Genomic DNA, 24,382 nt, shown 5'->3' on the forward strand with positions numbered 1-24,382 from the left:
ATTCTAAAAAAACTGATTGATCACGCTTCCGTTATGTTTACATTACCCGTAAGTGACTCGACAATTTCAACTGCGGTCTCTTCCTCTTGAATTGCACCGACACCCTGACCGGCCCAGAGTGATTGCATATCAGCAATTGCAAATTCTTTTCCGGCACCGCGAATATCTTTTGTCATCTGGTTTTGAATTGGAAACGGCAGCGGGGTTAGACCGCTTCCTTCCACTTCCTTAACAAACTTATTTCGGATAGCACGTGCCGGACGCCCGGAAAACACCTTTGTAATTTTGGTTGAGTTGGTGTCCGCTTTCAAAAGCGCTCTGCGATAGGCGGCATTGGTTCCTGCTTCCTTTGCAATTAAAAAACGTGTACCTATCTGAACGGCTTCGGCACCCATTGCAAGCAGTGCGTCCACCTGCTTTTTATGATGTATCCCGCCTGCAGCGACAACCGGAATTTCCAGATGATCCAAAAATTCCTCCAACAGCACATGCAGACCGATATTACTTCCGTTTGGGTATTTTCCCACATCAAACGTTCCACGGTGTCCGCCTGCCTCATAGCCTTGGGCAACTACTGCATCATATCCCGATTCCTCCAGTTCACGGGCTTCATCCAGATTGGTCGCCATTCCAATCAGCAGAACATCATTTTCTTTCAGCCGCTCAACCAGTGAAGCGGGAAGCACACCAAACGCAGTACTGACTACGCGAATATTTTCTTCCAAAATGACATGGATTTTCTCCTGTAGATAATCATTCACTTTCACGAAATCAGCACCAGCATCAATTCCCAAGTTGTTACGGAACCGGTTCAGAAATCGCTGCATGTTCCCGATTTCATTTGAATATGATTCAAGATTGACAGCGAATAAGTTAACCGCAAACGGCTTGTCTGTCAGCTGTTTCACCTTATGTATATCTTCCTTCAGCTGTGATGCCCCCATATAGCCGGCACCAAGTGTCCCAAGCGCTCCGGTGTTTGCGATTGCAGAAACCAGTTCCGGGGTTGTGATGCCGCCGGCCATGCCCGCTTGTATGATTGGTTTTTCAATCGAAAGTCTATCATGTAAAAAACTCACTTCTGCTCCTCCTTCCGTTTTTTATTTCCTAAAAATAAGAATACCATATAAATTTTTGTCAAGGAATTTTAAACATTTCAATATTATTTCTTGACAATATTATGAAAATTCCGTACTATAATAATCAATTAACGAATTTTGTCGCTAATTGATTCGTTAAACATGTATGAAGGTGGGGTCAATCATTCGTTTTTCCTGTTTACAGACAAAGATAAGAGAACTGCTGAACGGATTGGAAAGCCAATTCTCACTTTATATCTCAACAAAAGATGGGGATATCAAGATTTCGGAAAATGTTCAGAGACCGGCAGCCAGCCTTGCAAAGATTCCAATTTTAATTGAAGCATTACGGCAAATAGACGACGGCCGACTGCGGGAAGATTGCTCTGTTCCCATCAAAAAATCAATGCTTGCAGGTGGTGCCGGCATTATTGCGAAATTGACAAATGCAGACCGATTTACATACCGGGATCTATTGGAACTGATGATTATAATATCGGATAATACTGCGGCAAACGTAGTATTGGAAGCCGTTGGAGCGGAACAGGTGAACAGGTTTTGCAGCGTATGCGGCTGTAATAATACGATCCTGCAGCGAAAATTCATGGATGAAGCCGCACAAATGACCGGCAGGGACAATTACACCAGTGCAGAAGATATGATGAGGATGTTACATCTGATTTGCAGCCCAAACAAATTTATTTCCCGGAAAAATAGGAATAAAATTATCGGAATATTATCAAATCAACAATTAAAAGACAAACTTGCCTATTATCTTCCCGAAGATTCCAATGTACATATGTTTCATAAATCAGGTGAATTGGCGGGGGTTGAACATGAGGCAGCCATTTTGGAATATAACGGAAATCAATTGCAGGCAGTCGTGCTTTCAGAGGGGTGGGAGAACAATGGTGACGGAAAACTTTTTATTGCTGAAATAGGCCGGCTGTTAATCAGATACATACAATCAACTTAATTTGGAGGGGTCATTTATGAAAGTGAAGATAGCTGTATTTGGCTGTGCGGAAATAACCGGGAGAATCAGCCGGTATGTTGAAAATCTGGATGATGTAGAGGTTGTTCCTTTCGTATTTTCGGAATCAAGCGAGACTGTGGAGTTAGTAGAAAAAGCGGTCATGTGTGATATATATCTGTTTGCGGGTGCATTGCCATATTTATATGCGAAAGAAAAAATAGATAAAAAAAGGCTTCCGGCTGTGCAAATTGCTTTTGACGAGTACATGATTCTAACCTCATTCTATCGGGTCCGAAATTATCACAACCAGGACTTGAACCGGTTGTCTATCGACGTACTGGACAGCCATCATGTTGATGAGGTTTTATCCGAATTAAAAAAAGATGCCAGTGAAATTTATACGTACAGTTTTGGTGACGATGTCATGGATATTGACCGAATCACAGCATTCCATGAAAAAAAGTGGAAAGACGGGAAGGCTGATTTTGCGCTGACATCCATCCATGAAGTAGAGCAAAAGCTGAGGGAAAAAGGCATTCCAACAAACTGCATGGAAATTCCCATGCTGAATATTGAGCGTGCCATTGAACAGGCAAAGTCAATAGCCACACTGAATCAGTCTAAAAACGCGCAAATAGTTGCCGGTTATATTAACATTAAAAACTTTGATGCAGTCAAACGTGAAAAAGGCGATTTACACGCACAGGAATTATTATTAAAACTGCACCATGTTTTGCTGAAATATGCCCAAAAAACGTACTCATCCGTTTTGACAAACAGCAATAACCAATTTGTTCTCTTCGGTACACAGGGAATCCTGAACCATATTACAAACCATTACCGTGACTTTCCGCTGCTGCAGGAAATGGAGCATGCGCTTAGTACGCCGGTTGATATTGGATTCGGGCTTGGGCTGACAGCCAAACAAGCAGAAGACAATGCCAAATCAGCACTTGAGGCATGTGCACACTCCGGTGAAAGCACGTGTTACATTGTAAATGAGCGGAATGATACGATTGGCCCGCTCGGTGTTGAAAAAGAATTTAATACATCCGAATTATACCAAGCCTTAATCCATCGGGCCCGGCTGAATAATGAACTTTCCTATAACTTTATTGATTTCATTGAAATTCGGAATAATGAACCATTCTCGGCAAATGACATCGCAGGGTACTATCAGGTAACAAAGCGCAGTGCTGAACGCACCGTCAAAAAACTTCTGGCTGGTGAGGTGATTAAAGTTGTCGGTGAAGAAAAACCATATGTAAAAGGAAGGCCGCGTAAATTATTTCAGATCAACCAATAATACTTAAACTTATTGAAATAAAAAAACTTGGCTTAATGCCAAGGTCAAAACCAGATAAACCTGCTATCTGGTTTTTTCTTCAGGATTTGTTATTAAACAGGTAATTCATGATATCCTCAAAGAATGTTACACTATCGGTAATAAGAAAAACAGGCAGCAAAATAATTACAAGCACAACTGTTAAATTGGATACAAAAAATTTTAGAATACCTTTCAGAACAGTAACCAATTTAATCATCCCCCTTCATATAATCCTTCCAGATATTTAATACCCTATTAAAACAAATCCTAAACGTGAATGGCCGGAAATATCCGGCCACTTATATGTTCAGCAATTCACGCACATCCTCCTCACTGAGACTGGAAAGCATTGTCTCACCAGGCTGGATGACCTGATCAATCAGTTCACGTTTTTTCTGCTGTAATTCATAAATTTTTTCTTCAATCGTTCCTTCTGTAATCAGCCGAATCACCTGCACCACATTTTTTTGGCCAAAACGGTGTGCGCGTCCTGTTGCCTGATCTTCGACTGCCGGATTCCACCACAAATCATAAAGGATCACGGTGTCAGCGCCTGTCAGGTTCAATCCGGTACCACCGGCTTTCAGTGATATAAGAAAAACATTTTTCTCGCCATTGTTGAACCGCTCGCTCATATGCACCCGTTCCTGTGAAGGGGTTTGACCGTGTAAATAAAAGAAATCAATACCTTCCGCTTTCAGTTTTTCAATTATAATCTCGTGCATACTGGTAAACTGCGAGAATATGAGCATGCGTTTGCCGTTGGCGATAGCATTGCGGATGGTATCCATCAATTGATTCAATTTACCGGACTCACCTTCATAATTATCAGCAAAAACAGACGGATGACAGCATATTTGACGCAGTCTGGTCAGGCCGGCAAGGATTTTCATACGGTTTTTGTTAAAACCGGTTTCTTCCATGGATTTCGCCGCCTCCTGCTGCAGCTCTCTCCAGTATCCGACATAAAGATTTTTTTGCTCTTTGGTCAATTCGGAAACATGAACAGTTTCAATCTTTTCGGGCAGTTCTTTTAAAACATCCTGCTTCAAACGTCTCAGGATGAACGGTTTTGTCAGCGATGCAATTTTTTCAGGCGACATTTGCTTAAATGTCCGCTGATTTGGCATCAATCCCGGCAATATCACCTGAAAAATAGCCCAAAGTTCATCAATCGAGTTTTCAATCGGTGTTCCACTCAGCGCAAAACGCCTGCTTGCATCAATCTCCCGGATGGCGCGGGACGTTTTTGTTGCATAATTTTTGATATATTGTGCCTCATCCAAAATCAGCGTCTGAAACGCTTTTTCCCGATAGAGCGCAATATCTTGCCTCAATGTTGCGTAGGAAGTAATCCATACGTCCATGTAGGAAAACTCATTGATCATCTTCTCCCGTTCTTTTGGTGTTCCAGTCAATATAGCTGTTTTCAAAGTGGGAGCAAATTTCTCACATTCATTTTTCCAATTATATAAAACGGACGATGGTGCAACAATCAGATGCGGCTGATCACTTGGTTCAGACAGAATATAGGCGATGCTTTGAATTGTTTTTCCAAGTCCCATGTCATCTGCCAAAATCCCGCCCAGGTAATAGGCACTAAGTGATTTAAACCATTGATAACCGGTCATCTGATAACTTCTTAAGGTTGCCTGCAAATTTTCCGGCAATGGAAAAACCTGCTCCTCCGGTGAACGCAGTTGATGCAGCAGCTTACGAAATGCCGGATCATACGCCTTCTTCGTGTGGATCAAATCATCCACCTGTGTACCCCGGAAAACCGGCATCTGTACATTTCCATCCTGCATATCTTCTTTCTGAATATCCAGATCTTCCATGAGCTGCTTCATCGACGAAAATTCTTCACCCTCCAGCGATAGAAGGGCACCATTCTGCATCCGATAATACCGTTTTCTTTCCATAATTGCATCCAGCACCTGGTCCACTTCGGAATCATTGATACCTTCAATGTTAAAACCAATATCAAGCAGATTGGAGGAAGACTCCAGGTTTACACTCGTAGTCGGGGATGGCTGCTGATCCACAATCATATTCCGCAGATCAGATGTCAGAAACAGATCCACATATTTATCCAACAATGGAAGCATATGATACAGAAAGTCGTATAATTCATCCTCATCCGGTGAAATATATAATTTCTCACCATTGTAATGAAAATTCGCATGTTCAATCAGGTGCATAACCTGCTTTTCTTTTTCAACATCCCGAATTACGATGACATCTTCCTGATCACGTCCATTGAACGGATCAATCTGAAGATCCCCATAGTGATACTCCAGCCTGCCAATAATGGCATCATCCTTCATTTCCAAATAAAGTTTTGCTGTAAGCGGATGCTGAATGATTTCGGATGAAACACTGTCAGCTATTTGAACATCTCCAATTCGTTTCAAGGAAGGAATCACTTCCGAAATAAATGCATCTGCCTGTTTCTTCGCGATTGGCAGGTTTTTGTAAGCAGGCGGCATTGCAGTGACCTTCTCCACGATTGGAACCTGTTCCTTTGAAGGAAAATAAAAACTCCCTTCTTTAAATATAAGTTCATACAGCTTTAAATATGTCATTCGCTCCAATTCCTCAATCTTCAGCATCAGTTCACCTTCATGATCTTTCGTCAGATCAAACTGAAAAGGAAGTTCGTCCTCTACAATACGGATATCACGATACGTTTTTCTTTCACCTGTTTCGACAGTAAAATCGCGTTCCACAAGCAAGTACAGCAGCTGTTTTGCGAGCAGCGGCGGGATAACAATCGCACGCTCCGGGGAATCACGATAATGAAAAACCCGTCCGGCATAAATTTTTTCATTCCGGATGCTTTCATGCAGAAGCCCAAAAATTTCCCTGTCCGGTGCATCAATTACATGTACAGATGGATCATAGGTGAAACTTTTTGTAAAATAATGTTCCCTGCCCTCATGAACATCCTCCAGAAATTCGGCCGCGTTTTTAACAATCAAACTTCGGGAGTCGCCTGCTTTCATTTCCAGCATCAGGTGGTGATCGTACGTCCATTTGCAATAATATTCCACATGCACTTGTTTTTTGCGATACGTCAGATCATTGCCTGCCTGGTAATCATTTAAGGATGCAATGGACTGCATAAAATTGTCGGATGCAGTATAGTTACGGGAGACGTACTGTTTACCGCCTGTCTGCCTGTCTGCAATTGACAGCATGACAGCAGCGATATGCTTGCATGGACCAAATGTGCTATATGCCGGGCAGTCGCAATAAGTATTTATGGATCCCTTATCGAATTCAGATGTGTCAATTTCCACGAAGTAATCTTCTGTTCCAGCTACGGAGGCAGTCCATACATTGTAATTTATATCGTATAAAAGATTGTTTACAAGGCCATTCTGAAAATATTCCAATCCCCTTCTGTACACGACGGAAGGAAACAATTTTTGTATGTTTACATCGCTAAAATTAGTCAAAATACTAGCAACCTACCTTCTGAAATCTCTTTATCTCTTTATTTTAAAATACCTTTTGGTTTTCAGTAAACATTTATAATTGTAAACGAGGTCAGGCCTTTTTAAAACTAAATACTATTAACAGGATTGGTGCCATAATAAAATTATATACCCGGTGATGCGTTTTAAGTGTTGTTTTTTAAAACAGGAAATATCCAATAACACCAATAACTCCGGCACGGGCCGAAGTTATTGGCTTATTATTTCATTTTTTCCGGCAGTGCATGGATGGAACTGATCAGGTCATTTAGCTTTCCTTCGATGCGGTGCAGCAAATAAAATGTCACCACTATTGGAAAGCCAACCTCCGTCACAAATGATATCCAGGCTTCCACTGGTATCCCTCCTTTCTGCTATAGATTGATATTCTTTCCGGGATTAATCAGCGCAGCCGTTAGCTGTCTTAGTCAGGCGGAGCGCTTGCACGATTTTCCTATGAAAAGGAAGACCAGGGGCTTGTGTGCCGCTGGTCTGAGTGAACAGGTAATCGCATTTCCTCCATGTGTTTATGCTAATTCAATGTCTGTAACGTTACGTTCGACAATCCGTGCACTTTTTATGGACAGCAGATCACCGCCGGATGAAGCAAAAGCGTTTTGGGCAATAATTTCATCCATGGCACTTTTTACAGCCGTCGGATCAACAGGTTCAACCGGCTTGTCCAATGAATAGGTCACTGTTTTCCCTTCAGCGTTAACAAATTTCAATTCAAGCTTTTTCATCACGGTACCTCCTTCCCTTTATTATTTGTTCCGTTATGCCTGTGTAATGTCGGAGCTGTCATCCCGTTCAATGTTATAGAGCGGGCGCTGCTGAAGCCCTGCGACAGCCGTTGCGATTGCGAACAACTGGTCCGCTGTTGCCGAAATTTTAACATTGTTGAAGCTTTTGGACTTGTAGATTGTTTTGCCTGTCAGGATGTCATCTCCGTCGTCCAATACAAGTGTTAAACGGCTTGCAGTCATTTCTGCTACTGCCATGTTCTCCACCTCCCTTCACCCTATAATCGAAAGGAACAGTGAAAAGGTGGCATTCAAAAAATGCAATCGCCTGATTTTACCGGCGGTGCTGAATAATTCACGTTTCCCGCCGAACATTCGCTCGTAACCGCCGAACAATTCTCGCTACCCGCTGAACATTTGGCATTAGCCGCTGAACAATTCGCGTTTGCCGCCGAACCTATTTCGCAGCCCCCCATCAAAAATCGCCACCCTTTCCTGTCAGGTGACGATAGTTTTATTACAGTATTAAAATTGCTGTATAAATAGATAAATGCCGGAGAAAAGCAGCAGAATGTAAGTCAATTTACGAAACAGATCCTGGCTGATCCATTTAAAGAGCATTTGTCCCAGCACAAGCCCAATTATAACGATCGGCAAAGCAGTCAGACTTGATTCCCATACGTCACGGGTTGTCCCGGCAACGATCACCTGAATGACCAGGCTTATGGCATAAATCCATAAATAAAATGCAAGTGTTGTTCCCCGTAACGTTTCCTTGGATGTAGCTGTACCGGAAAAATACAATAATATCGGTGGACCGGGGATACCAATGCTTGTTGTAAATGCTCCCGATACACCGCCAATTACCAAATCACGTCTGTCGCTCTGATGGATTCGAAATTTTAAAACCAGCAAGACCGTCAGCACAACAATCAGCAATCCAACCCCCAATTTCAACAGGGTCATATCCATTATTAAAAAGATGGAAATTCCAACCGGCAACCCGATAAGACTGCCTGTAATGAAACGCTTTAAAATCCTTTTATCAATGTCATGTTTAATTTTTAAAATAAGTGCGATGGAAATAATCAGAGATAGAATCAGATTAATCTGTATTGCTTCACGCGGGTCAAAAAGCACAAGCAAAAATGGCGTTGCCACTATGGAAAACCCAAATCCCGTGCTTGTTTGCAGAACGGATGCAAGTAATATAATGACTGAAAATAGAATAATTGTTTCCACATGAACACCTGCCAGTTTCGTATGTCTACCATATCCAGTTTACCAAATCGATTGTTTCACTGATATCAAAATATGAACTAAAAATATTCTCCTTTGAATATGGTAAACTTGGAACAGATATAGAACAAGGAGGATTCCGTATGAAAAAATTCTATAAATCCACCAGGGAAAAACAATTAGCCGGTGTTTTAGGTGGGCTGAGTGAAATTTATAACCTGGAAGTAAGTATACTGCGGATTATCACGGTAATATTGGCGTTTCTAACCAGCGGATTTTTTATTTTAATTTACATTATCGCAGCAATTGTATTGCCAACAGATAACGATTTGTATCAATGATCACAGCGCTTGGACGGCATCATCCAAGCGCTGCTTTTTAATGTACAGCATTATGCACGGATCCACTTCCAAATTTCAGCAGGTGTAGCATTTTTACCATACATAAGAATCCCTGTCTTAAATATTTTCCCGGCAATTTTCATGCAGATCCAAATGCTGACAAGAAGAATCACCAGTGAAATAATGATTTGAACAGTCGGGATGTCATCTAAAATAGCCAGTCTCAATAATAGTACCCCAGGTGCCGTGAACGGTATATATGAGCCAATTTGTGCAACCAGTCCTGCCGCATCGCTTATTACCGGTCCGATAAAAACAAATGGAAGAAACGGCAGCATCATCACCATGCCCTGGAAGTTCCCTGTTGCTGTCATATCTGCCATCGTAGCTCCGACACCGACAAATATCGCAGCAAACAGGAAATAGCCTAGGATAGCAATAAAGATATACAAAATTAATTCTGGTACTAACAAATACTCCAAAATTGGAACGTCAAGTTTCCAAACGCTGATTGGTACGGCAAAGGCAAGGAAGACAACTGCCTGGAACATTCCCAAAATAAAATAGCCAATAATTTTACCCTGCATTAGTTCCCCTGGTGTCAACGATGAGAGAATGATTTCCGCAATTTTATCTTTCTTTTCATTGGACGCGCTTTGGAAAATATACATACCTGAAAATACGATGGAAAGTAAAATAATGCCCGCAAACGCAACCGGCACCACCCGCTCCAGTGCATCTCCACTAAACGGACCGGACTGATCCGAATCCCCGCCTTCCTTTATGTCTTCTGCGGATGTTTCCTTGAAATGGATCCCTTTTGATACAGCGGCAAGTTGTTCATCTGATAATCCGCTTTGCTTTAACTGGGAAATACGAATCGGTCCTGTAAGAATTTGAACCTGCTGCATAAACGTGTTTTCCATATCGTCACTTGTGTAAACAGGGATTGTACCGCTGTTCAGCGTATCCCCGGTCAGAAAGATATATGCTGTATGTTCAGCATCAGCAAGTTCTTCCTCCAATTGGTCTTCCCCAATATCCGTTTTTTGGATATCCCAGTTGAGATCCTGCTGTTCAACTATTTTCTGTAATGTATTATATAAATTCAGTTCGTCATGAATAAACACGCTGGTTGTTTCCGGTTCCGAATCATCACTGAACAGACTTCCGAAAAACATGAATCCCAGGAATATGACCGGCGTTAAAAACAAACCAATCAGAAACGATTTGTTTTTCATATTCCGCTTAATCTCCCATTTAGCAACTTTCATGGCATTACGCATGGACCTCACCCGCTTCCTGAAGCAAATTTTTATCTGTCGCGATATCAATGAATATTTCGTGCAAGGAGATACGGTCAATGGACAATTCGTGAATCATCAGACTGTCCGGAAGATTTTTTAACCATACAGCTGCTTCTACATCTTTGGACAAATATAATGTGGAAGTTTCCTCAGTCTGTTCAACACGCTGAACATCAGGAAGATTTTCCAGAAGCTGTACATCATTTTTGCCGCGAATGGTGCATTTAAAATTGGCATACTCGGTTTTCACATCATCCATGTTTCCATAAATAACTTTTTGTCCGTCTGCCATCATGAATAGACGATCACACATTTCCTCCACCAGATTCATTTGATGAGAGGATAATAAAATTGCAGTTCCCTTTTCAGCCAGGTTACGAATTTCCTGTTTAAACAATTCCTGGCTGACCGGGTCCAACCCCGAGAAAGGTTCATCCAAAATCAATAGTTCCGGTTCATGAATAATCGAGGCAATGAATTGCACTTTTTGCCCCATTCCTTTTGACAATTCTTCTACAGAAACGTTGTCCTTTCCTTCCAAATCAAATTTCTTTAAGTAATCGAGCGCGCGTTCTTTCGCCTTTTTCAATGGATAATCCTTCAACTCAGCTAAATAAAGCAGAATATCCATCACCTTGACATTTTTATACAACCCCCGCTCCTCCGGTAAATAACCGATTTTATGGCGCGGTATTTTATCATAACCCTGGAAGGATATCATGCCGGCATCCGGATACATGATTCCCATGATATTACGGATAGTAGTTGACTTGCCTGCACCATTCGGACCGAGAATGGCCATAATCTCCCCTTTTCGTACGTCAAAGGAAATTTTCTTCAGTATTTGTTTTTCCTTAAACGATTTTTCCAGTGCATCCACTGTAAGGACTGTGTCCATAAAAATATTCCCCCTCTATTACAGATGATTAATATATTTGATTGCCTGAAACTGTCATTATTCTATACGTGTCACGCATAGAAATGGTTCCAATGTATTTGAATCTATTGTGCGAATTTGTAAAAATTGAAATCAAATTGTTTCCAAACTGTAAAGAAAATGTTACAATACAATTTGCTTACATAGATTCCTATTTTATTTTAATTGAAATGGACAGCAGGAAGGTGAACAATGATGGGATGGGGCCTGACAATGGTGGCAATGGCATCATTATTTTTGGCAGTTTATCTATTGAAAAAAAATCCGAATATAAGTCTGATAATCGCAGCGGTTGTCCCCTTTGTCTGCTTTTATTTCCTTGGCAGCCTGGGTTATGAGACAATATTCATCGTATTTGCAAGTATCATCGTGATATTTATGAATTTCCAAAATAGAGAAACGGGTGAAAGCTGATTGGACAATCCAATCAGCTTTTTTCATGCTTTGGGATTCTATCTTTTTGAATGGGTCCCTGTCTTGATGAGAATATGATTGTTTGCTGAATCGCTGCATTTCTTTGGGAAGGACTGTATTTTCCTGCGAAGGCTTGTATTTTTCGATGAAAGACTGTATTTCCCAGTGAACGCTCGTTTTATTCACTAACGGATCGTATTTCATCGTGAACGCCCGTATTTTTTGGAACAATCGTGATGATAATGTATATCCTTTCCAATTTGGCACAAGCTAGTGCTGAAAATGGACAAAGGAGAATCATAACAATGACGAAATGGTTAATTTTTTTACCGCTGGGGCTTTTTCTGATGCTTGGTGTATGGGCTGCGGATCAACAACCGCCTACAAGTGCCCATGAGATGGAGGAACCTGCCGAATCGGTGGACGTTACACTCTACAATAAAGACAAAGAAAAAGTCGGAACCGCGGTACTCAAGCAATTGCACGGCAAAGTCAGCATTTCACTGGCTGCGCACAACCTTCCACCAGGTGAACATGGATTCCATATTCATGAAACCGGGGTTTGTGAGCCGCCTGACTTTGAATCAGCTGGCGGGCATTTTAATCCGACCAATGCGGAACATGGTTTTAAAAATCCAAAAGGTCCTCATGCCGGCGATCTGCCGAATATTAAGGTGAATAAAAAAGGTGATGTTCAAGCAAAAGGAACCAATGACATGGTAACGTTGATTGAAGGGAAAAAGAATTCCCTGCTTGATGATGACGGTTCAGCACTTATCATTCATGCAAAACCGGACGATTATATTTCACAGCCATCCGGTAATGCCGGTGAGCGGATTGCCTGTGGTGTGATTGAAAAGTAAAGGAGAACACAAAAACGCTCCATTCGAGCGTTTTTGTGTTCCCCAGAATTCAAATTATTTCTCCGAATATAACGGGAGTGATACTGCCCTGTGATCGCATGTGATCCGTATTAGATTACTGTTCCGTTAGACTGTGCCTGAACACATAACTTACTTTAGCATAGTCCATTTTCTTCTCATAGAAGCGGTGAGCATCCTCCCGCTGCAAACCTGAGGAGAGTGCAACACTTTCATAGTTATGTTCTTCTGCCCATGTATGAACGAACGAAAGCAGTCTCTCACCGTGCCCATTTGAACGGACGCCGGCATCCGTTACCAGATCACAAACCCAGACGAATCTGCCGTAGTACAGGGTGATCATCGGTTTGAATCCCACAACAGCGGCAAGTTGGTTGTCCATATACAACGCAAACATCCGATAATGATCATTCGCCATTGCATCCTGCACCAAATCAAGATAAGTCGGTTCATCAAGATGTTTTCGCAATTGACGCATGACGGGAAATGCCGCCATAATCTCTTCGTCTGTTTGAAGTTCATTTATCTGTATGGTCTGCATAATCTTCGTCCTTTCGTTATTATTCCGGATAGGTTTCCTGTAAAAAACGGACGGATTGGCTGATCAATGCTCTTAATATTTCCACATCAATATCTGCGAGCTTATTAATATACACACATGCTTTCCCTGTCTTATGCTTGCCCAGTTGGCCGAGCAATTCTTCACGCCTGGTATCGCCTGTCGCAAGGTATAGACTGAACCTGGCTTTTCCCGGAGAAAAACCAACAAGCGGCGCATCACCTTCATGCCCTGACGCATATTTATAGTGATACCGTCCAAATCCAATAATTCTTGAGCCCCACATGGATGCCTCATAACCGGTTGTTTCGGCGAAAATATCCAGTAATCGAAAAGCATCATCACGCTTTCTTTCATGCTCGACTGTTTCAATGAATGCAATCACACTGTCATCATTTGGCTTTGTCTTTAATTCATACATTTACAGTATCACCCCTGTTATCCGATTTTGGTGTAGTCAGGATTGCCAGCAGAACCGCACTGATTCCGCCTGCAAGTTTTCCCACTATCAGAGCAAATACGATTTCTCTATTAATTCCTGCCACAAATCCTAAATGGCTGCCAAATACAAACGCCCCGCTGACTGCAAATGCAATATTAACCACTTTCCCGCGCGGCTCCATATCATTCACAAGTACAAGCATTGGAATAGTGTGGGCAAGTGAGGCTACCAGTCCAGTCGTTGAAGTATTGCTGATTCCCAATATGTCGCCAACCCTTCGCAATGGTCTTTGGAATACTTTTGAAATAAATGCAACCATAGGAAAAGCACCTGCCAGGAAAATCGCTATCATTCCGATGATCTGGATTCCTTCCTTGATTGGCAGCATATTTTCAATCAACGTGATACCGGTCAGCGTCTCGACAATAATGGCTGCCAGTCCGCCAATCGCGATAATTTCAATGAATTTGCCGAAAATAGAGAAACCATAAATCATCTGTTCCGTCTTTTTCCATAAACCGATGGCGATAAGGATTGAAAACAAAATTGTCGGAAGCAGGTTTTTCAACATCATAACTAAACCCATTCCACCGGCAAGACCGCCAATAAGGCAGCCGAACGGAACCGTCATCAGTCCTAGCAGGATTCCTTTAGCAAAATATGGATGATCCTCTTTTTTAATAATGCCAAGTGACACGGGAATTGTGAAGACAATGGTTGGTCCCATCATGGTGCCAAGGAATACCCATGAAAAAAGTTCAGATTCCGCACTGATGGACATTTCCTGTGCAAGAGAGTATCCGCCCATGTCGATTGCTAAGATTGTATTTGCAAATGCAGCAGGATCTGCTCCAATTAACCGGTATACTGGTGCAACAATCGGGGTCAGCAACCCGGCAATTACCGGGGAAAGCGAAATGATGCCAACCATCGCAAGGGTTAATGTTCCCATTGCCATAAATCCCTCGGTAAACCGCTCTCCTAAACCGAGTTTATTTCCGATACATTTATCAAGTGCACCAAGGCACATAAATCCAACTACAATAAAAATTATTATGTCGTTAATTCCCATGTCTGTCTCCATTCCTGATGTGTGAAGCTTTTATGCGCATCATCATATTGTTTCAGACACTTACAATATCATAATCGTAACCATATTGTCCCGGATCATCAATGCAAAGCTGCCTTTCTGCAAGTTTAATTATATAATGCTTCAATATCCTCAGGAGGAAGCAAGTCAGTATCTGCAGGAATATAGCGCATCTGACGGGCCATCGAAACAATTTGACCTTTATGGTGAAATTCGTGGGTAATTGTATGTGTGAACAGCCACAACGGGGACAATACAGCCTTATCTCCGTGCCATGTACGTTCCAAACCTTCACCATATCTCCCCTCATAGGTTTCCAAAAACCGGAGCATCAGCATATTTACCTGTTCGAATACCTCTCGCATTTCTTTGACATTCTGAACCATACCCGGTTCCACTGGGGTCAGATTTTCTTGCATACCGAATTTAGCAAGCCAATTTTGGTAACATTCCGCCACATGCACATGCAGATTCCGAACCGATCCCCAACCAAATCCCTCCACCTTTCTCGTATAATCTTTCGGATCCAATGTTTCACAAAACCGAAACAAAGACTCTCTTGTGTGTCTGACTAAATTATACTGCTCCTTTAATACATTCAATGGAAAAACTCCTTATTTTTTATTTTTAAATACATCAAACAAGTAAAACGAAAAGAATATAAAATAAATGATGCCAACTGCCAGAAATACCTGAACAAGAAAATCCATGGAATCCCCCCTGAATTCGTACCTTTTTCCTTCTGTTTCATATGTATTCAGACGGGAAGCGCCTTATTTCACAATCATTTGCTCTTCCATTACATATTCAATAAAAAATGGCAAAATCCTTTTAAAATTCCCCGAAAATGATCAAATGCTGTGTTATGATGGGCGTATAATTCCAGGCGGAGGAAAGCAACGTGGATCCTGAACACGATCCAGGAGTGGTCAAAACAAGCAATATTAACTTTTGAATGGATTCCAAAAGGAAGGAGTTTGAATATGAATATAACATTACAAAACGGGATGTCATTACAAGTCCGGAAATACCGGGAAACTGATTTTGAAACCATTCAACACTTAAATGCCGTTGAAGGCTGGAACAATCTTGTTGAAAAGAAAATGGATACAATGCGGGCTTGGAACAATTCTAACATTGCCTATTTAGTGCTTGATGGTGATCAAATTATCGGTTACATCCGGGGAATGACAGATACAGCGGTAACACTTTTTATTTGCGAAGTAATCATCGAGAAAGAATATCGTGGTCAGGGAATTGGTCAGAAATTGCTGGCATTCATTCACAGTCTATATCCCTCTACCAGAATGGAACTTCTGGCTGCAAGCAGTTCCCAGTCCTTTTATAAGCAATTGGATTATCGTCCATTTTACGGCTACCGAAAAACGTTTGCGGAATGGAACGCCACTGAAAAGAATTAAATTTTTACTCCATGGAAACCTTATATTTTCCTATTTTCTCATAGTACTTTTGTGCGAATTTTGTAGAATATTAGTTTAGTATCTGGTCATAGGGGCAATTATCATATAGTATAATATAAAGGAGGTGTCTACATGAAAATGCGTTCGTTAACAGCTGGCATCAGTTTGATGTTATTATTCTTTATTTTTATACCGGCTGTGCACGCTGACAGCGGCAAAACCTATGAAGTTGGAGCAAACAATCTGAATGTAAGAACAGCGCCATCACACAGCGCACAGATTATCGGAAAATTAAATAGTGGTGATAGAGTAGTAGCATTCGAGGAAGCGTTTGGTTGGGTGAAAACCTACTACGATGGACAAGTCGCATGGGTGGCATCCCAATTTCTATACCAGGCGGATAACCAGGGAGGCTCTGACTCCGGTTCAAGTTCCGCATCGGTTTCCAATGCTTCTCCGGAACAGGTTACTGTAACGGCGACTGAGGTAAGAATTCGCACCGGGCCTGGAACAGAACATAAAATCATCGGCTACACTTCCAAGGGTGATACATACAGCTTAGTGAAATCAGCAAACAATTGGAATAAAGTAGCCCTCAGCGATGGATCAACCGGCTGGATTGCGGGGTGGCTGACCGATTATAATAACGGCGGCAAAAACACTCCGGACACAGCAAACACCAGCAATGACAACAGCAGCAATCATGATGCTGTACCGCAAAGCAACAACACTGCCAACGGCTCTCTTGCAGGCTACAACATCGTACTGGACCCTGGCCACGGCGGTAAGGACCCGGGAGCAATCGGCATCGGCGGCATTTATGAAAAAGATGTCATTATGAACACCGTCGATAACATCGCTCAAAAATTGCGGGCAGCCGGGGCAACTGTCATCTTAACCCGTGACAGCGATTATTTCCTCACACTGGAGAAAAGAGTGCAAATGAGTAGTTCATACAACACACATGCATTCATAAGCTTGCACTATAACGCTTATCCTGTGATGGGAGTAAACGGTGTGAGCACCCATTATTATTCAGGTGGTGCTGACCGTCAACTGGCCAGTTCTCTTCAATCCGCAATTGGACAACATGTGAATCTGTACAGCCGCGGCATTATCCGCAGCGACTATCATGTACTTCGTGAAAACAGTGACCTTGCTGTTCTTATTGAATTAGGATTTATAACAAATCCAGGCGACCTGGCAGCAGCACAAACCAACGCCTACCAAAATAACGTTGCGGATGGAATTGTTGACGGGCTGTTGAATTATTTTAATTAGATTGAAAAAAGCTGCTCATCTTAAATGGGCAGCTTTTCTTATTAGATTTTCCGATAGTATACCAGTTGCTCACCCTTTTTGCCCATAACACGACGCCCACTGTCCCGGAATCCGTTTGCATTATACAGCTTCTGCGCCCTTACATTTCCATGATTAACCGCAAGCACAACTTCATCTTTTCCCGGGAAATATTTTTTTACAAAGTCATCGAGTAACGACAATGATTGTTTGGCAAACCCCTTTCCCTGTTGTCTGCTGTCGATGGAGTATGCCCGAAGCAAAATGGCATTCTTGTTATCACTGTATTTTTTCACACCTCCCCACCCGTGGAGAACGAAAAATCCGACCAGACAATTCCCGTAGAGGATCAATACCGGATGTCTGCCGGGGTCTTGTACACATGCTTGGAGCGCTTCAACAGGGGTTGCAGTATACTGCTGCTGTTTCTCCTCCAGAAAATAATTACCAATTGTCATCGCAAATTTTTGTTCATAGCACTGCAGCTTAACTTTTCCGTTCATTTCTTTTTCACCGCATAAATCATACTTAAAATGTCATTAAACTGATGGGTTTCCACTTGATAGCCGTTTTCCTCAAGCCAGCTGACAAGCTTTGAACGGTCAGCATAATACTCATCTTCAATTGCCTCTATGGCCTTTGTATTTCCCTCATTGCGGAACTTGTTTATGACGTAACCGCGATGCTCCTCATTTAAGAACATTAAATCAACAATACAGATTTGACCTTCATTCGCCAGTACCCGTGACATTTCCTCCAATGCCACATACTTTTCCGGATTGGTAATATGATGCAAAGCATAACTTGATACGATGGCATCCACTTGGTGATCCAATAATGGAAGTGCAAAAAAGTGTCCTTTCCGTGTATCTATTTCCGGATTTTTCTGTCGGCAGACCTTCAGCATCTCTTCAGACTGATCAATTCCAATCACGTTTGCACCTTTTTGAAGAAACTTTTCCCCCAAATTGCCCGTTCCGACTCCAATATCTGCACAGACATCCCCTGCCTCCAAGTGTACGGTCTCTGCAGCCTTTGCGAGTGCATCATGATAGTCCATGTGTACATTGAATCGATAACCCGCCATTTTAATGTTTTGATCATAATCGGCCGCCTGCTTATCAAAATTCCACTTGTCCTGCCAGTATTTACGCATTGCTTTCATGTTTTTCAGGTGTTGTGCCAGTTCAAAAATTTCATTAATGGAATAATTACCGTCAGCAGTCTGCGCAATCATTGTATCCAGCGTACCGATCATATCCTTCATTTCAATCCACTTCTCAAATAATGCCGACCGCTGCACATTCAAATAATCGCTCATGCTCATATCCGGATTATGGAGGATCTGTTTTATATTTTCCACGGACATACCGATTTCCCGCAGCGCCAGAATGGTACTTAGCCGGAGAATATCCGTATCCGTAAATGTGCGGTAGTCATTATCTGTATCCTTTTCAGGTGTGATAAGCCCCTTCTGTTCATAAAACCGGATTGTCCTCGTTGTTGTATTTAATTTGTCAGCCACTTCTTTAATTTGCATTGCTTGTCGCCCCTTTCTTCTTTTATAATAAACGTTGACGTTACGTTAATGTAAAGAGGTTTTTTGAACCAAATTTTACGGAGGGAATACACTGCGGAAGAGCGCAGTGTATTTCGATTAAAAATAGGTCAGCATTCAAAATTTTGTTATACTGGACATACTTTGCAGTGAAACGAGGAATGCGACATGAATAAACAGCTTCAGGAAACAATCGAATACACACAGGAAAAACTGGGCTTGGAACAATACGATTTAAAGCAGCATCAGTTTTATCAGGAAACCAATCATTTTAATGAGACGATTTATATCTTGAGTATGGAATGGTTGCCAAATACCGTACAAAATGCGGAAAATGTTATTTCTGCCGGGGCAGCTGTGGTGGACCTTAATTTTCATACGAAGGAATTTACACAAATCACATTCGTTCAAGGCGTCAGTTATGCCGCTCCGGATAAGTACCCCTTACCAGATACCGAAAGCGCCATTGAATGGATAGAAGAGCAGACAGGGCTGACATTCGGGCGGCAATTTCTGCTTATCGATGAAGATGATGGGGTATTACGGTTTGGAGCAGCGGTTGATAATATTCCGGTATCACCGGTTGGTACGATTGAAATTGCCTTCAATGCAGCCAAACAATTGACTGACTTCCGGATTGACGGTGACTTCCCGGATGAAAGCCGGATTCAATGGGAACCGTTCGCCCTGACACCGGAAAAGTTCGAACCTTGTGCCGGGAAGCAGTGTGTATTGATGGAAATTCCCGATGAAAGTGAAAAGAAATGGAAAGCCTATTACGGAATTGAAGAAATCTTTATCAGAAATGACGGGAAAACGACCATTCCGTTTGTTCGGGATGCAAATTCCTCCATCGTTTTTGACATGGTTTTGGAATGGGATGAAGCACTTGATGAGGCATTCGTATCACAGGAAACCGATTTTTCCACGGAAGCAACAGTTGAGATGGCGATTGCAAACAAGCCTCACCCGGACGCACAGCCCATTTCAGAAGAAGAACAAAAAGCCTGTGCAATGGAGACGCTCCATTTTCTGCAAAAAGTTTACCCTGATGACAGCGGACAATGGAAACTTACAAAATTAAGCCGGGAGAAAGGTTATTTGTTTGCCGAGTTGCGCCCGACAGAGCCAACGGGTTACGTGTTTGAACGTAAAGTCAGAGTAATCATTGACCCTGACCGGCTGGCACCTGTCAATTATATTGATAATAAAGAAATGCTTCAAATGTTTAATGATTTTCAGGAGGCGGACTTGGTAACGGTTGGGCAGGAAGATGCATTTAAAAAACTGCAGGAGCATCTTGAAATCGACCCTGTATATGTTTACGACGATGCAAGCGGAAGCTATGTCTTATGCGGGAAACTGGATTGCGCGTATGCTGTCGATGCGGTTACAGGAGAAACAATTCTGCTGGGTACATTGTAAAATAATGCGGTATGCACCCTCAAGTTGGTGCATACCGCATTTTGTCAGTTTTTGTTTATCCGGATTTCGCGAAAATTTTATCAAAACATGCGAACTTTAGCGTTTCGACATCTTCCTTCTATTTCAATTTAAGCCGAATAATTGTGAACTTGAGCCGATTTAGACCAATTTTGAGCCGATTCTGTGTCAATTAGAGCCGAATCCACACGAACTTAAGCCAAATGCAAATTTGGCACCAACCAGCCCAGACTTACAAATCGTCGAATCCGTTCAGGTCACTTGTTTTTGTGTATTGGCGGGATTTTTGTTCGAAAAAGTCGGTTTTTGTTCCGTCGAAATTATCAACATAAGCTCGAATCCACTTCATTGGGTTGTCCGTATAATCGGGATAAATCTCGCTTAATCCCATCATTCGCAGCATTTTATTGGCCCGATACTTCACATATCCTGCCATTTCATCCGTATCAATTCCGTCAACTTCTGACAGGACATAATTCGACCATTCCATCTCCAGCTCCACCGAAATGCGGAATTGCTCGTAAACCCATTCGCTAAAATCTGCATCGTTCAGTTCCGGATTTTCTGCCAATGCGGCCCGGAACAACTCAGCAATAAAACGACCGTGTTCCAGTTCATCCCGATTAATATAGCTGATCATGGTAGACGTTCCAACCATTTTATTTTGCCGTGCCAAATTGTAAAAGAAGGCAAATCCGGAATAGAAAAACATCCCTTCCAGAAGGGCCGTATAAACCATTGTTTTCAGCATATTTTCAATGGACGGATTTTCCACGAAAGTATTATACTGCCTGGTCAGATACTCATTTCGCTTCAACAACACCGAATCATGCCGCCCAAGCTCAAATGCCATATTTTGTTCATCCAGTGAAACAACTGATGAGAGCACATATGAATAGCTTTCATTATGAACCGCCTCCTGCTGGGCGATAACTGCCATAATCGATTGGACGGACGGATCAGTCGCATACAGTGAAATCAACAGTGCCGTTCTCGTCTGTGGTGCGTCCAGTGTTGACAGCAACCCAATGATTTTCAAATAAGCATCGCGCTCAGATTCGCTTAAATCGGAAAACTGCCGCACATCCGCTGACATGTTGATTTCATCCGCCTGCCAGTAGTTGCCAATCAGCCGTTTATAAATTTTATACCAGTGCGGATAAGCGATATTATTCCAGTTCAAAATGCCGCTTGATTCTCCCCCAAACAATGCTGTCGATTTGTTCGGGTGTAACGGTTCCAACGTTTTTGCTTTTTCAAGCAATGCTTTTGACATCATGCAACACTCCTTCAATCCAATTTTTAACCAGTTTCTCCTGAGACCCGCGCGGTGATTGTTCGATTTTCAGTCCGTTCCAGTCGCTGCCGTAAAAGTGAGTCAGCTTATCAACTGCCCGGCAGAACAACGCACCCCCGCCAAATTGTGTATCACCTGTTCCAAATACCGCGACACAATCAGGCTTATAACCGATTTCCAGCACAAAATCCTTCACCTCATCAGGTGTTGAACCCCTGTCCCATGTAAATGTTCCGATGAAAATACAATCATAGCTGGAAGCATCAACCGGCGGATCCGCACCAATACGGTGCAGATCAACGGCCATACCATCCTGCAATAGATAATCCTCAAGCATTTCCGCCACTTCCATCGTGTTTCCGCTGTACGAAAGATAAGCAATGACACACCTCAACTTTCACACCACTCACATTCTTCGACGTCATTTGAGGTCGACCGGACATAATACGTTGTTTTCAACCCTTCTTTCCAAGCCTGCAGGTGCAAATCAAGCAATACGGATGCTTTGATTGTATTTGGTACATAAAAGTTAAAGGAAATGCTTTGATCAACGTGCTTTTGCCGTGCAGCATTCTGACGGATCGACCAGCGCTGATCAAGAATATAGGCTGACTTCCGGTAAATATCGTACGTCCGGTAATCAAGTTCCGGAGCCGCAGCTGCTATCTTAAAATCCTTTTTCTCCTCAAAATAAAACGGCTTAAAAACAGGATCAATACTTGCTGTGGACCCGGCAATCATGGATGTTGACGAATTCGGTGCAACAGCCATCAGATAGCCGTTTCGAATACCATGTTCCGTAACTCCTGCTTTTAGTTCATCCCATGCTTTGCCGATATAATTTTTTTCGGAAAAATAAGTGCCTGATTCCCACTTGCTCCCTGCAAAGGCTGGATAACTGCCTTTTTCCTTACTTAATTCCATGCTGTTTTGAATCGTTAAATAGGCTATTTTTTCATAAAGCTTATCTGCAAATGATACCGCTTCATCCGTTTCCCAATGTACACCTTTTTTCGCGAGCAAATGATGCCAGCCGAACGTCCCAAGACCGATTGCCCGGTATTTTTGATTGGTCAGCCGGGCTTGCTTGATCGGCAATGTATTTATGTCAATAACATTATCAAGCATACGGACCTGAATCCTGATCAGACGTTCCAACACCCCGTCCGGAACAGCCCGCCCCAGATTAATGGAACTCAAATTACACACGACATAATCACCGGACTTATATTTTTGGACAATCGTATCCTCTGCTTCCACATATTCCTCCAGAAATTCGGTCGGTGACTGATTTTGCGTGATTTCCGTACAAAGATTAGAGCAATAGATCATTCCTTTATGTGCGTTTGTGTTATGCCGGTTCACTTCATCCCGGTAAAACATAAATGGCGTGCCGGACTCGAGCTGCGACTTCATAATCCGCTTCATAATTTCAATGGCCGGAACCGTTCGTTTCGTTAACAATGGCGATGCGGCACATTCCAGATAACGCTCCCGAAAACTTCCTGTTCCAGCTTCTTCATCATAGAAATCTTCCAGTGAAAAACCCATCACCTGACGTACTTCATGCGGGTCAAATAAATGCCAGTCGCCGCGTTTTTCCACCTGTTCCATAAACAAATCAGGCAGGCATACCCCTGTGAAAATATCATGGGCCCGCAAACGATCGTCCCCATTATTCAACTTCAAATCAAGAAATGCCTCAATATCGCGATGCCACACATCCAGATAAATGGCAATCGCACCTTTGCGGGTACCGAGCTGATCAACATTCACCGCCGTATTATTCAACTGCTTAATCCATGGAACAACACCGCTGGACATGTTTTTAAACCCTTTAATGGAACTGCCGCGGCTGCGGATTTTTCCCATATAAACACCAATTCCGCCGCCGTTTTTGGACAGTTTGGCGATATCTGTGTTGCTGTCATAGATTGACTGCAGGCTGTCATCAACCGTGTCAATAAAACAGCTGGACAATTGACCATGCGTCTTCCCGGCATTTGTCATCGTCGGTGTCGCTACCGTCATATATAAATTGCTGAGCGCCCAGTAAGCCTCCATTACGTATTCGGTACGCTGGGCTGGCTCCTCATCCTGCATCAGATACATCGCGATAACCATCCAACGCTCCTGAGGCAATTCATAAACCTTCTTATCATGGTCACGTGCCAAATACCTGGTAGCCAGCGTATATAGTCCAAGGTAGTTGAAAAGGTGATCACGATCCGGTTGTATGTATTCAGAAAAAAAATCAATTTCCTCCTTCGTATACTTTTGCAGCAAAAGATCGGAATAAATCCCTTTATCGGTTAATGTCTCGATCAGATGATGAAAGTCCCCGTAGCCAGACATATTCCCTCTATTTTCCGCCGCCTCCCGGTATATTTGATCCAGGTAAATCCTGCTTGCGGCAAACGTCCAGTCCGGATTCGCCTCATCCATCTGTTCAAGCGCCGCCTTTATCAAACTCTCATGTGAATCATTCTGTTGAGCTTTCTCTAGCAATATCGCTGTATCCACCTTCAAACCATCTGTAGCCTGTTCTAT

At 42.5% G+C, this 24,382-nt stretch carries 26 protein-coding genes; 8 read left to right on the plus strand and 18 right to left on the minus strand.

Going from position 1 to position 24,382, the window contains the following annotated elements; genetic code table 11:
• Positions 1-20: 20 nt before the first annotated feature.
• The gene (locus B1K71_RS18080; RefSeq protein ID WP_077329457.1) at positions 21-1,079 is read right to left on the minus strand and encodes an NAD(P)H-dependent flavin oxidoreductase; all 1,059 of its coding nucleotides are present in this window, start codon (positions 1,077-1,079) and stop codon (positions 21-23) included.
• Positions 1,080-1,251: 172 nt separating this feature from the next.
• On the opposite strand from B1K71_RS18080, the gene B1K71_RS18085 reads away from it, so the two are divergent.
• A complete protein-coding gene (locus tag B1K71_RS18085; RefSeq protein WP_175631963.1) occupies positions 1,252-2,055 on the plus strand; it encodes a serine hydrolase in 804 nt (267 codons plus the stop codon).
• A 16-nt stretch (positions 2,056-2,071) separates the two neighbouring features.
• The gene (locus B1K71_RS18090) at positions 2,072-3,361 is read left to right on the plus strand and encodes a hypothetical protein (protein ID WP_077329460.1); all 1,290 of its coding nucleotides are present in this window, start codon (positions 2,072-2,074) and stop codon (positions 3,359-3,361) included.
• 79 nt (positions 3,362-3,440) lie between these two features.
• Here the strand turns inward: B1K71_RS18090 and B1K71_RS20040 are convergent, their stop codons facing one another.
• The 6 genes from B1K71_RS20040 to B1K71_RS18115 form a co-directional block, all read right to left on the minus strand.
• Positions 3,441-3,590 (minus strand): hypothetical protein, encoded by a 150-nt coding sequence (locus B1K71_RS20040; RefSeq protein WP_175631964.1) that lies wholly within the window; start codon positions 3,588-3,590, stop codon positions 3,441-3,443.
• Between the two features lie 91 nt (positions 3,591-3,681).
• Entirely contained in the window at positions 3,682-6,843 is a 3,162-nt protein-coding gene (locus tag B1K71_RS18095) for a DEAD/DEAH box helicase (protein ID WP_077329462.1), read from the minus strand.
• 239 nt (positions 6,844-7,082) lie between these two features.
• Positions 7,083-7,217 (minus strand): YvrJ family protein, encoded by a 135-nt coding sequence (locus B1K71_RS18100; RefSeq protein WP_077329464.1) that lies wholly within the window; start codon positions 7,215-7,217, stop codon positions 7,083-7,085.
• Between the two features lie 171 nt (positions 7,218-7,388).
• Positions 7,389-7,604: a DUF2922 domain-containing protein gene (locus B1K71_RS18105; RefSeq protein WP_077329466.1), complete on the minus strand. Its 216-nt coding sequence runs from the start codon at positions 7,602-7,604 to the stop codon at positions 7,389-7,391.
• A gap of 33 nt (positions 7,605-7,637) precedes the next feature.
• Positions 7,638-7,862 carry a DUF1659 domain-containing protein gene (locus B1K71_RS18110; RefSeq protein ID WP_077329468.1) on the minus strand — a complete coding sequence of 75 codons (225 nt, stop codon included), beginning with the start codon at positions 7,860-7,862 and terminating at the stop codon, positions 7,638-7,640.
• Positions 7,863-8,129: 267 nt separating this feature from the next.
• Positions 8,130-8,846 carry a sulfite exporter TauE/SafE family protein gene (locus tag B1K71_RS18115; protein WP_077329470.1) on the minus strand — a complete coding sequence of 239 codons (717 nt, stop codon included), beginning with the start codon at positions 8,844-8,846 and terminating at the stop codon, positions 8,130-8,132.
• Positions 8,847-8,986: 140 nt separating this feature from the next.
• Here B1K71_RS18115 and B1K71_RS18120 point away from each other — a divergent pair, with 140 nt between their 5' ends.
• Positions 8,987-9,184, plus strand: coding sequence for a PspC domain-containing protein (locus tag B1K71_RS18120; RefSeq protein WP_077329471.1), 198 nt, complete (start codon positions 8,987-8,989; stop codon positions 9,182-9,184).
• A 50-nt stretch (positions 9,185-9,234) separates the two neighbouring features.
• On the opposite strand, the gene B1K71_RS18125 is transcribed toward B1K71_RS18120, so the two are convergent.
• A complete protein-coding gene (locus tag B1K71_RS18125; protein ID WP_077329473.1) occupies positions 9,235-10,470 on the minus strand; it encodes an ABC transporter permease in 1,236 nt (411 codons plus the stop codon).
• Positions 10,463-11,389 carry an ABC transporter ATP-binding protein gene (locus tag B1K71_RS18130; protein ID WP_077329475.1) on the minus strand — a complete coding sequence of 309 codons (927 nt, stop codon included), beginning with the start codon at positions 11,387-11,389 and terminating at the stop codon, positions 10,463-10,465. Before B1K71_RS18130 ends, B1K71_RS18125 begins: the two co-directional genes overlap by 8 nt.
• 231 nt (positions 11,390-11,620) lie before the next feature.
• Here B1K71_RS18130 and B1K71_RS18135 point away from each other — a divergent pair, with 231 nt between their 5' ends.
• Together B1K71_RS18135 and B1K71_RS18140 are read left to right on the plus strand one after the other, a co-directional pair.
• Complete coding sequence (locus B1K71_RS18135) at positions 11,621-11,842, plus strand: hypothetical protein (RefSeq protein ID WP_077329477.1); 222 nt, start codon at positions 11,621-11,623, stop codon at positions 11,840-11,842.
• 305 nt (positions 11,843-12,147) lie between these two features.
• A complete protein-coding gene (locus B1K71_RS18140; RefSeq protein ID WP_077329478.1) occupies positions 12,148-12,705 on the plus strand; it encodes a superoxide dismutase family protein in 558 nt (185 codons plus the stop codon).
• Positions 12,706-12,820: 115 nt separating this feature from the next.
• Here B1K71_RS18140 and B1K71_RS18145 read toward each other — a convergent pair whose 3' ends face one another.
• The 4 genes from B1K71_RS18145 to B1K71_RS18160 all read right to left on the minus strand — a co-directional run bounded on the left by B1K71_RS18145 (position 12,821) and on the right by B1K71_RS18160 (position 15,416).
• Complete coding sequence (locus B1K71_RS18145; protein ID WP_077329480.1) at positions 12,821-13,264, minus strand: GNAT family N-acetyltransferase; 444 nt, start codon at positions 13,262-13,264, stop codon at positions 12,821-12,823.
• Positions 13,265-13,283: 19 nt separating this feature from the next.
• Entirely contained in the window at positions 13,284-13,703 is a 420-nt protein-coding gene (locus B1K71_RS18150; RefSeq protein ID WP_077329482.1) for a DUF1801 domain-containing protein, read from the minus strand.
• Positions 13,696-14,796, minus strand: coding sequence for an ethanolamine utilization protein EutH (gene eutH, locus B1K71_RS18155; RefSeq protein ID WP_077329484.1), 1,101 nt, complete (start codon positions 14,794-14,796; stop codon positions 13,696-13,698). The genes B1K71_RS18150 and eutH overlap by 8 nt, the downstream gene beginning before the upstream one ends.
• A 125-nt stretch (positions 14,797-14,921) precedes the next feature.
• Positions 14,922-15,416 (minus strand): DinB family protein, encoded by a 495-nt coding sequence (locus tag B1K71_RS18160; RefSeq protein WP_077329486.1) that lies wholly within the window; start codon positions 15,414-15,416, stop codon positions 14,922-14,924.
• A gap of 381 nt (positions 15,417-15,797) precedes the next feature.
• On the opposite strand from B1K71_RS18160, the gene B1K71_RS18165 reads away from it, so the two are divergent.
• Both B1K71_RS18165 and B1K71_RS18170 read left to right on the plus strand, forming a co-directional pair.
• Positions 15,798-16,235, plus strand: a complete 438-nt coding sequence (locus tag B1K71_RS18165) for a GNAT family N-acetyltransferase (protein WP_077329488.1) — start codon at positions 15,798-15,800, stop codon at positions 16,233-16,235.
• Between the two features lie 132 nt (positions 16,236-16,367).
• Positions 16,368-17,516: an N-acetylmuramoyl-L-alanine amidase gene (locus B1K71_RS18170; RefSeq protein WP_077329489.1), complete on the plus strand. Its 1,149-nt coding sequence runs from the start codon at positions 16,368-16,370 to the stop codon at positions 17,514-17,516.
• A gap of 41 nt (positions 17,517-17,557) precedes the next feature.
• On the opposite strand, the gene B1K71_RS18175 is transcribed toward B1K71_RS18170, so the two are convergent.
• Both B1K71_RS18175 and B1K71_RS18180 read right to left on the minus strand, forming a co-directional pair.
• The gene (locus B1K71_RS18175) at positions 17,558-18,037 is read right to left on the minus strand and encodes a GNAT family N-acetyltransferase (RefSeq protein WP_077329491.1); all 480 of its coding nucleotides are present in this window, start codon (positions 18,035-18,037) and stop codon (positions 17,558-17,560) included.
• Positions 18,034-19,074: a MerR family transcriptional regulator gene (locus B1K71_RS18180; protein WP_077329493.1), complete on the minus strand. Its 1,041-nt coding sequence runs from the start codon at positions 19,072-19,074 to the stop codon at positions 18,034-18,036. Before B1K71_RS18180 ends, B1K71_RS18175 begins: the two co-directional genes overlap by 4 nt.
• 186 nt (positions 19,075-19,260) lie before the next feature.
• On the opposite strand from B1K71_RS18180, the gene B1K71_RS18185 reads away from it, so the two are divergent.
• Positions 19,261-20,517, plus strand: coding sequence for a hypothetical protein (locus tag B1K71_RS18185; protein WP_077329495.1), 1,257 nt, complete (start codon positions 19,261-19,263; stop codon positions 20,515-20,517).
• 250 nt (positions 20,518-20,767) lie between these two features.
• Here B1K71_RS18185 and B1K71_RS18190 read toward each other — a convergent pair whose 3' ends face one another.
• From B1K71_RS18190 to B1K71_RS18200, 3 genes are read right to left on the minus strand one after another with little or no spacing between them, the layout of a single operon-like run.
• Complete coding sequence (locus B1K71_RS18190; RefSeq protein WP_077329497.1) at positions 20,768-21,811, minus strand: ribonucleotide-diphosphate reductase subunit beta; 1,044 nt, start codon at positions 21,809-21,811, stop codon at positions 20,768-20,770.
• The gene (locus tag B1K71_RS18195) at positions 21,792-22,226 is read right to left on the minus strand and encodes a flavodoxin (RefSeq protein WP_077329499.1); all 435 of its coding nucleotides are present in this window, start codon (positions 22,224-22,226) and stop codon (positions 21,792-21,794) included. The genes B1K71_RS18190 and B1K71_RS18195 overlap by 20 nt, the downstream gene beginning before the upstream one ends.
• A complete protein-coding gene (locus B1K71_RS18200; RefSeq protein ID WP_428848875.1) occupies positions 22,223-24,361 on the minus strand; it encodes a ribonucleoside-diphosphate reductase subunit alpha in 2,139 nt (712 codons plus the stop codon). The genes B1K71_RS18195 and B1K71_RS18200 overlap by 4 nt, the downstream gene beginning before the upstream one ends.
• Positions 24,362-24,382 lie beyond the last annotated feature (21 nt).

Origin of the sequence: Virgibacillus siamensis (assembly GCF_900162695.1) — a bacterium.
GTDB lineage: Bacteria > Bacillota > Bacilli > Bacillales > Amphibacillaceae > Lentibacillus > Lentibacillus siamensis_A.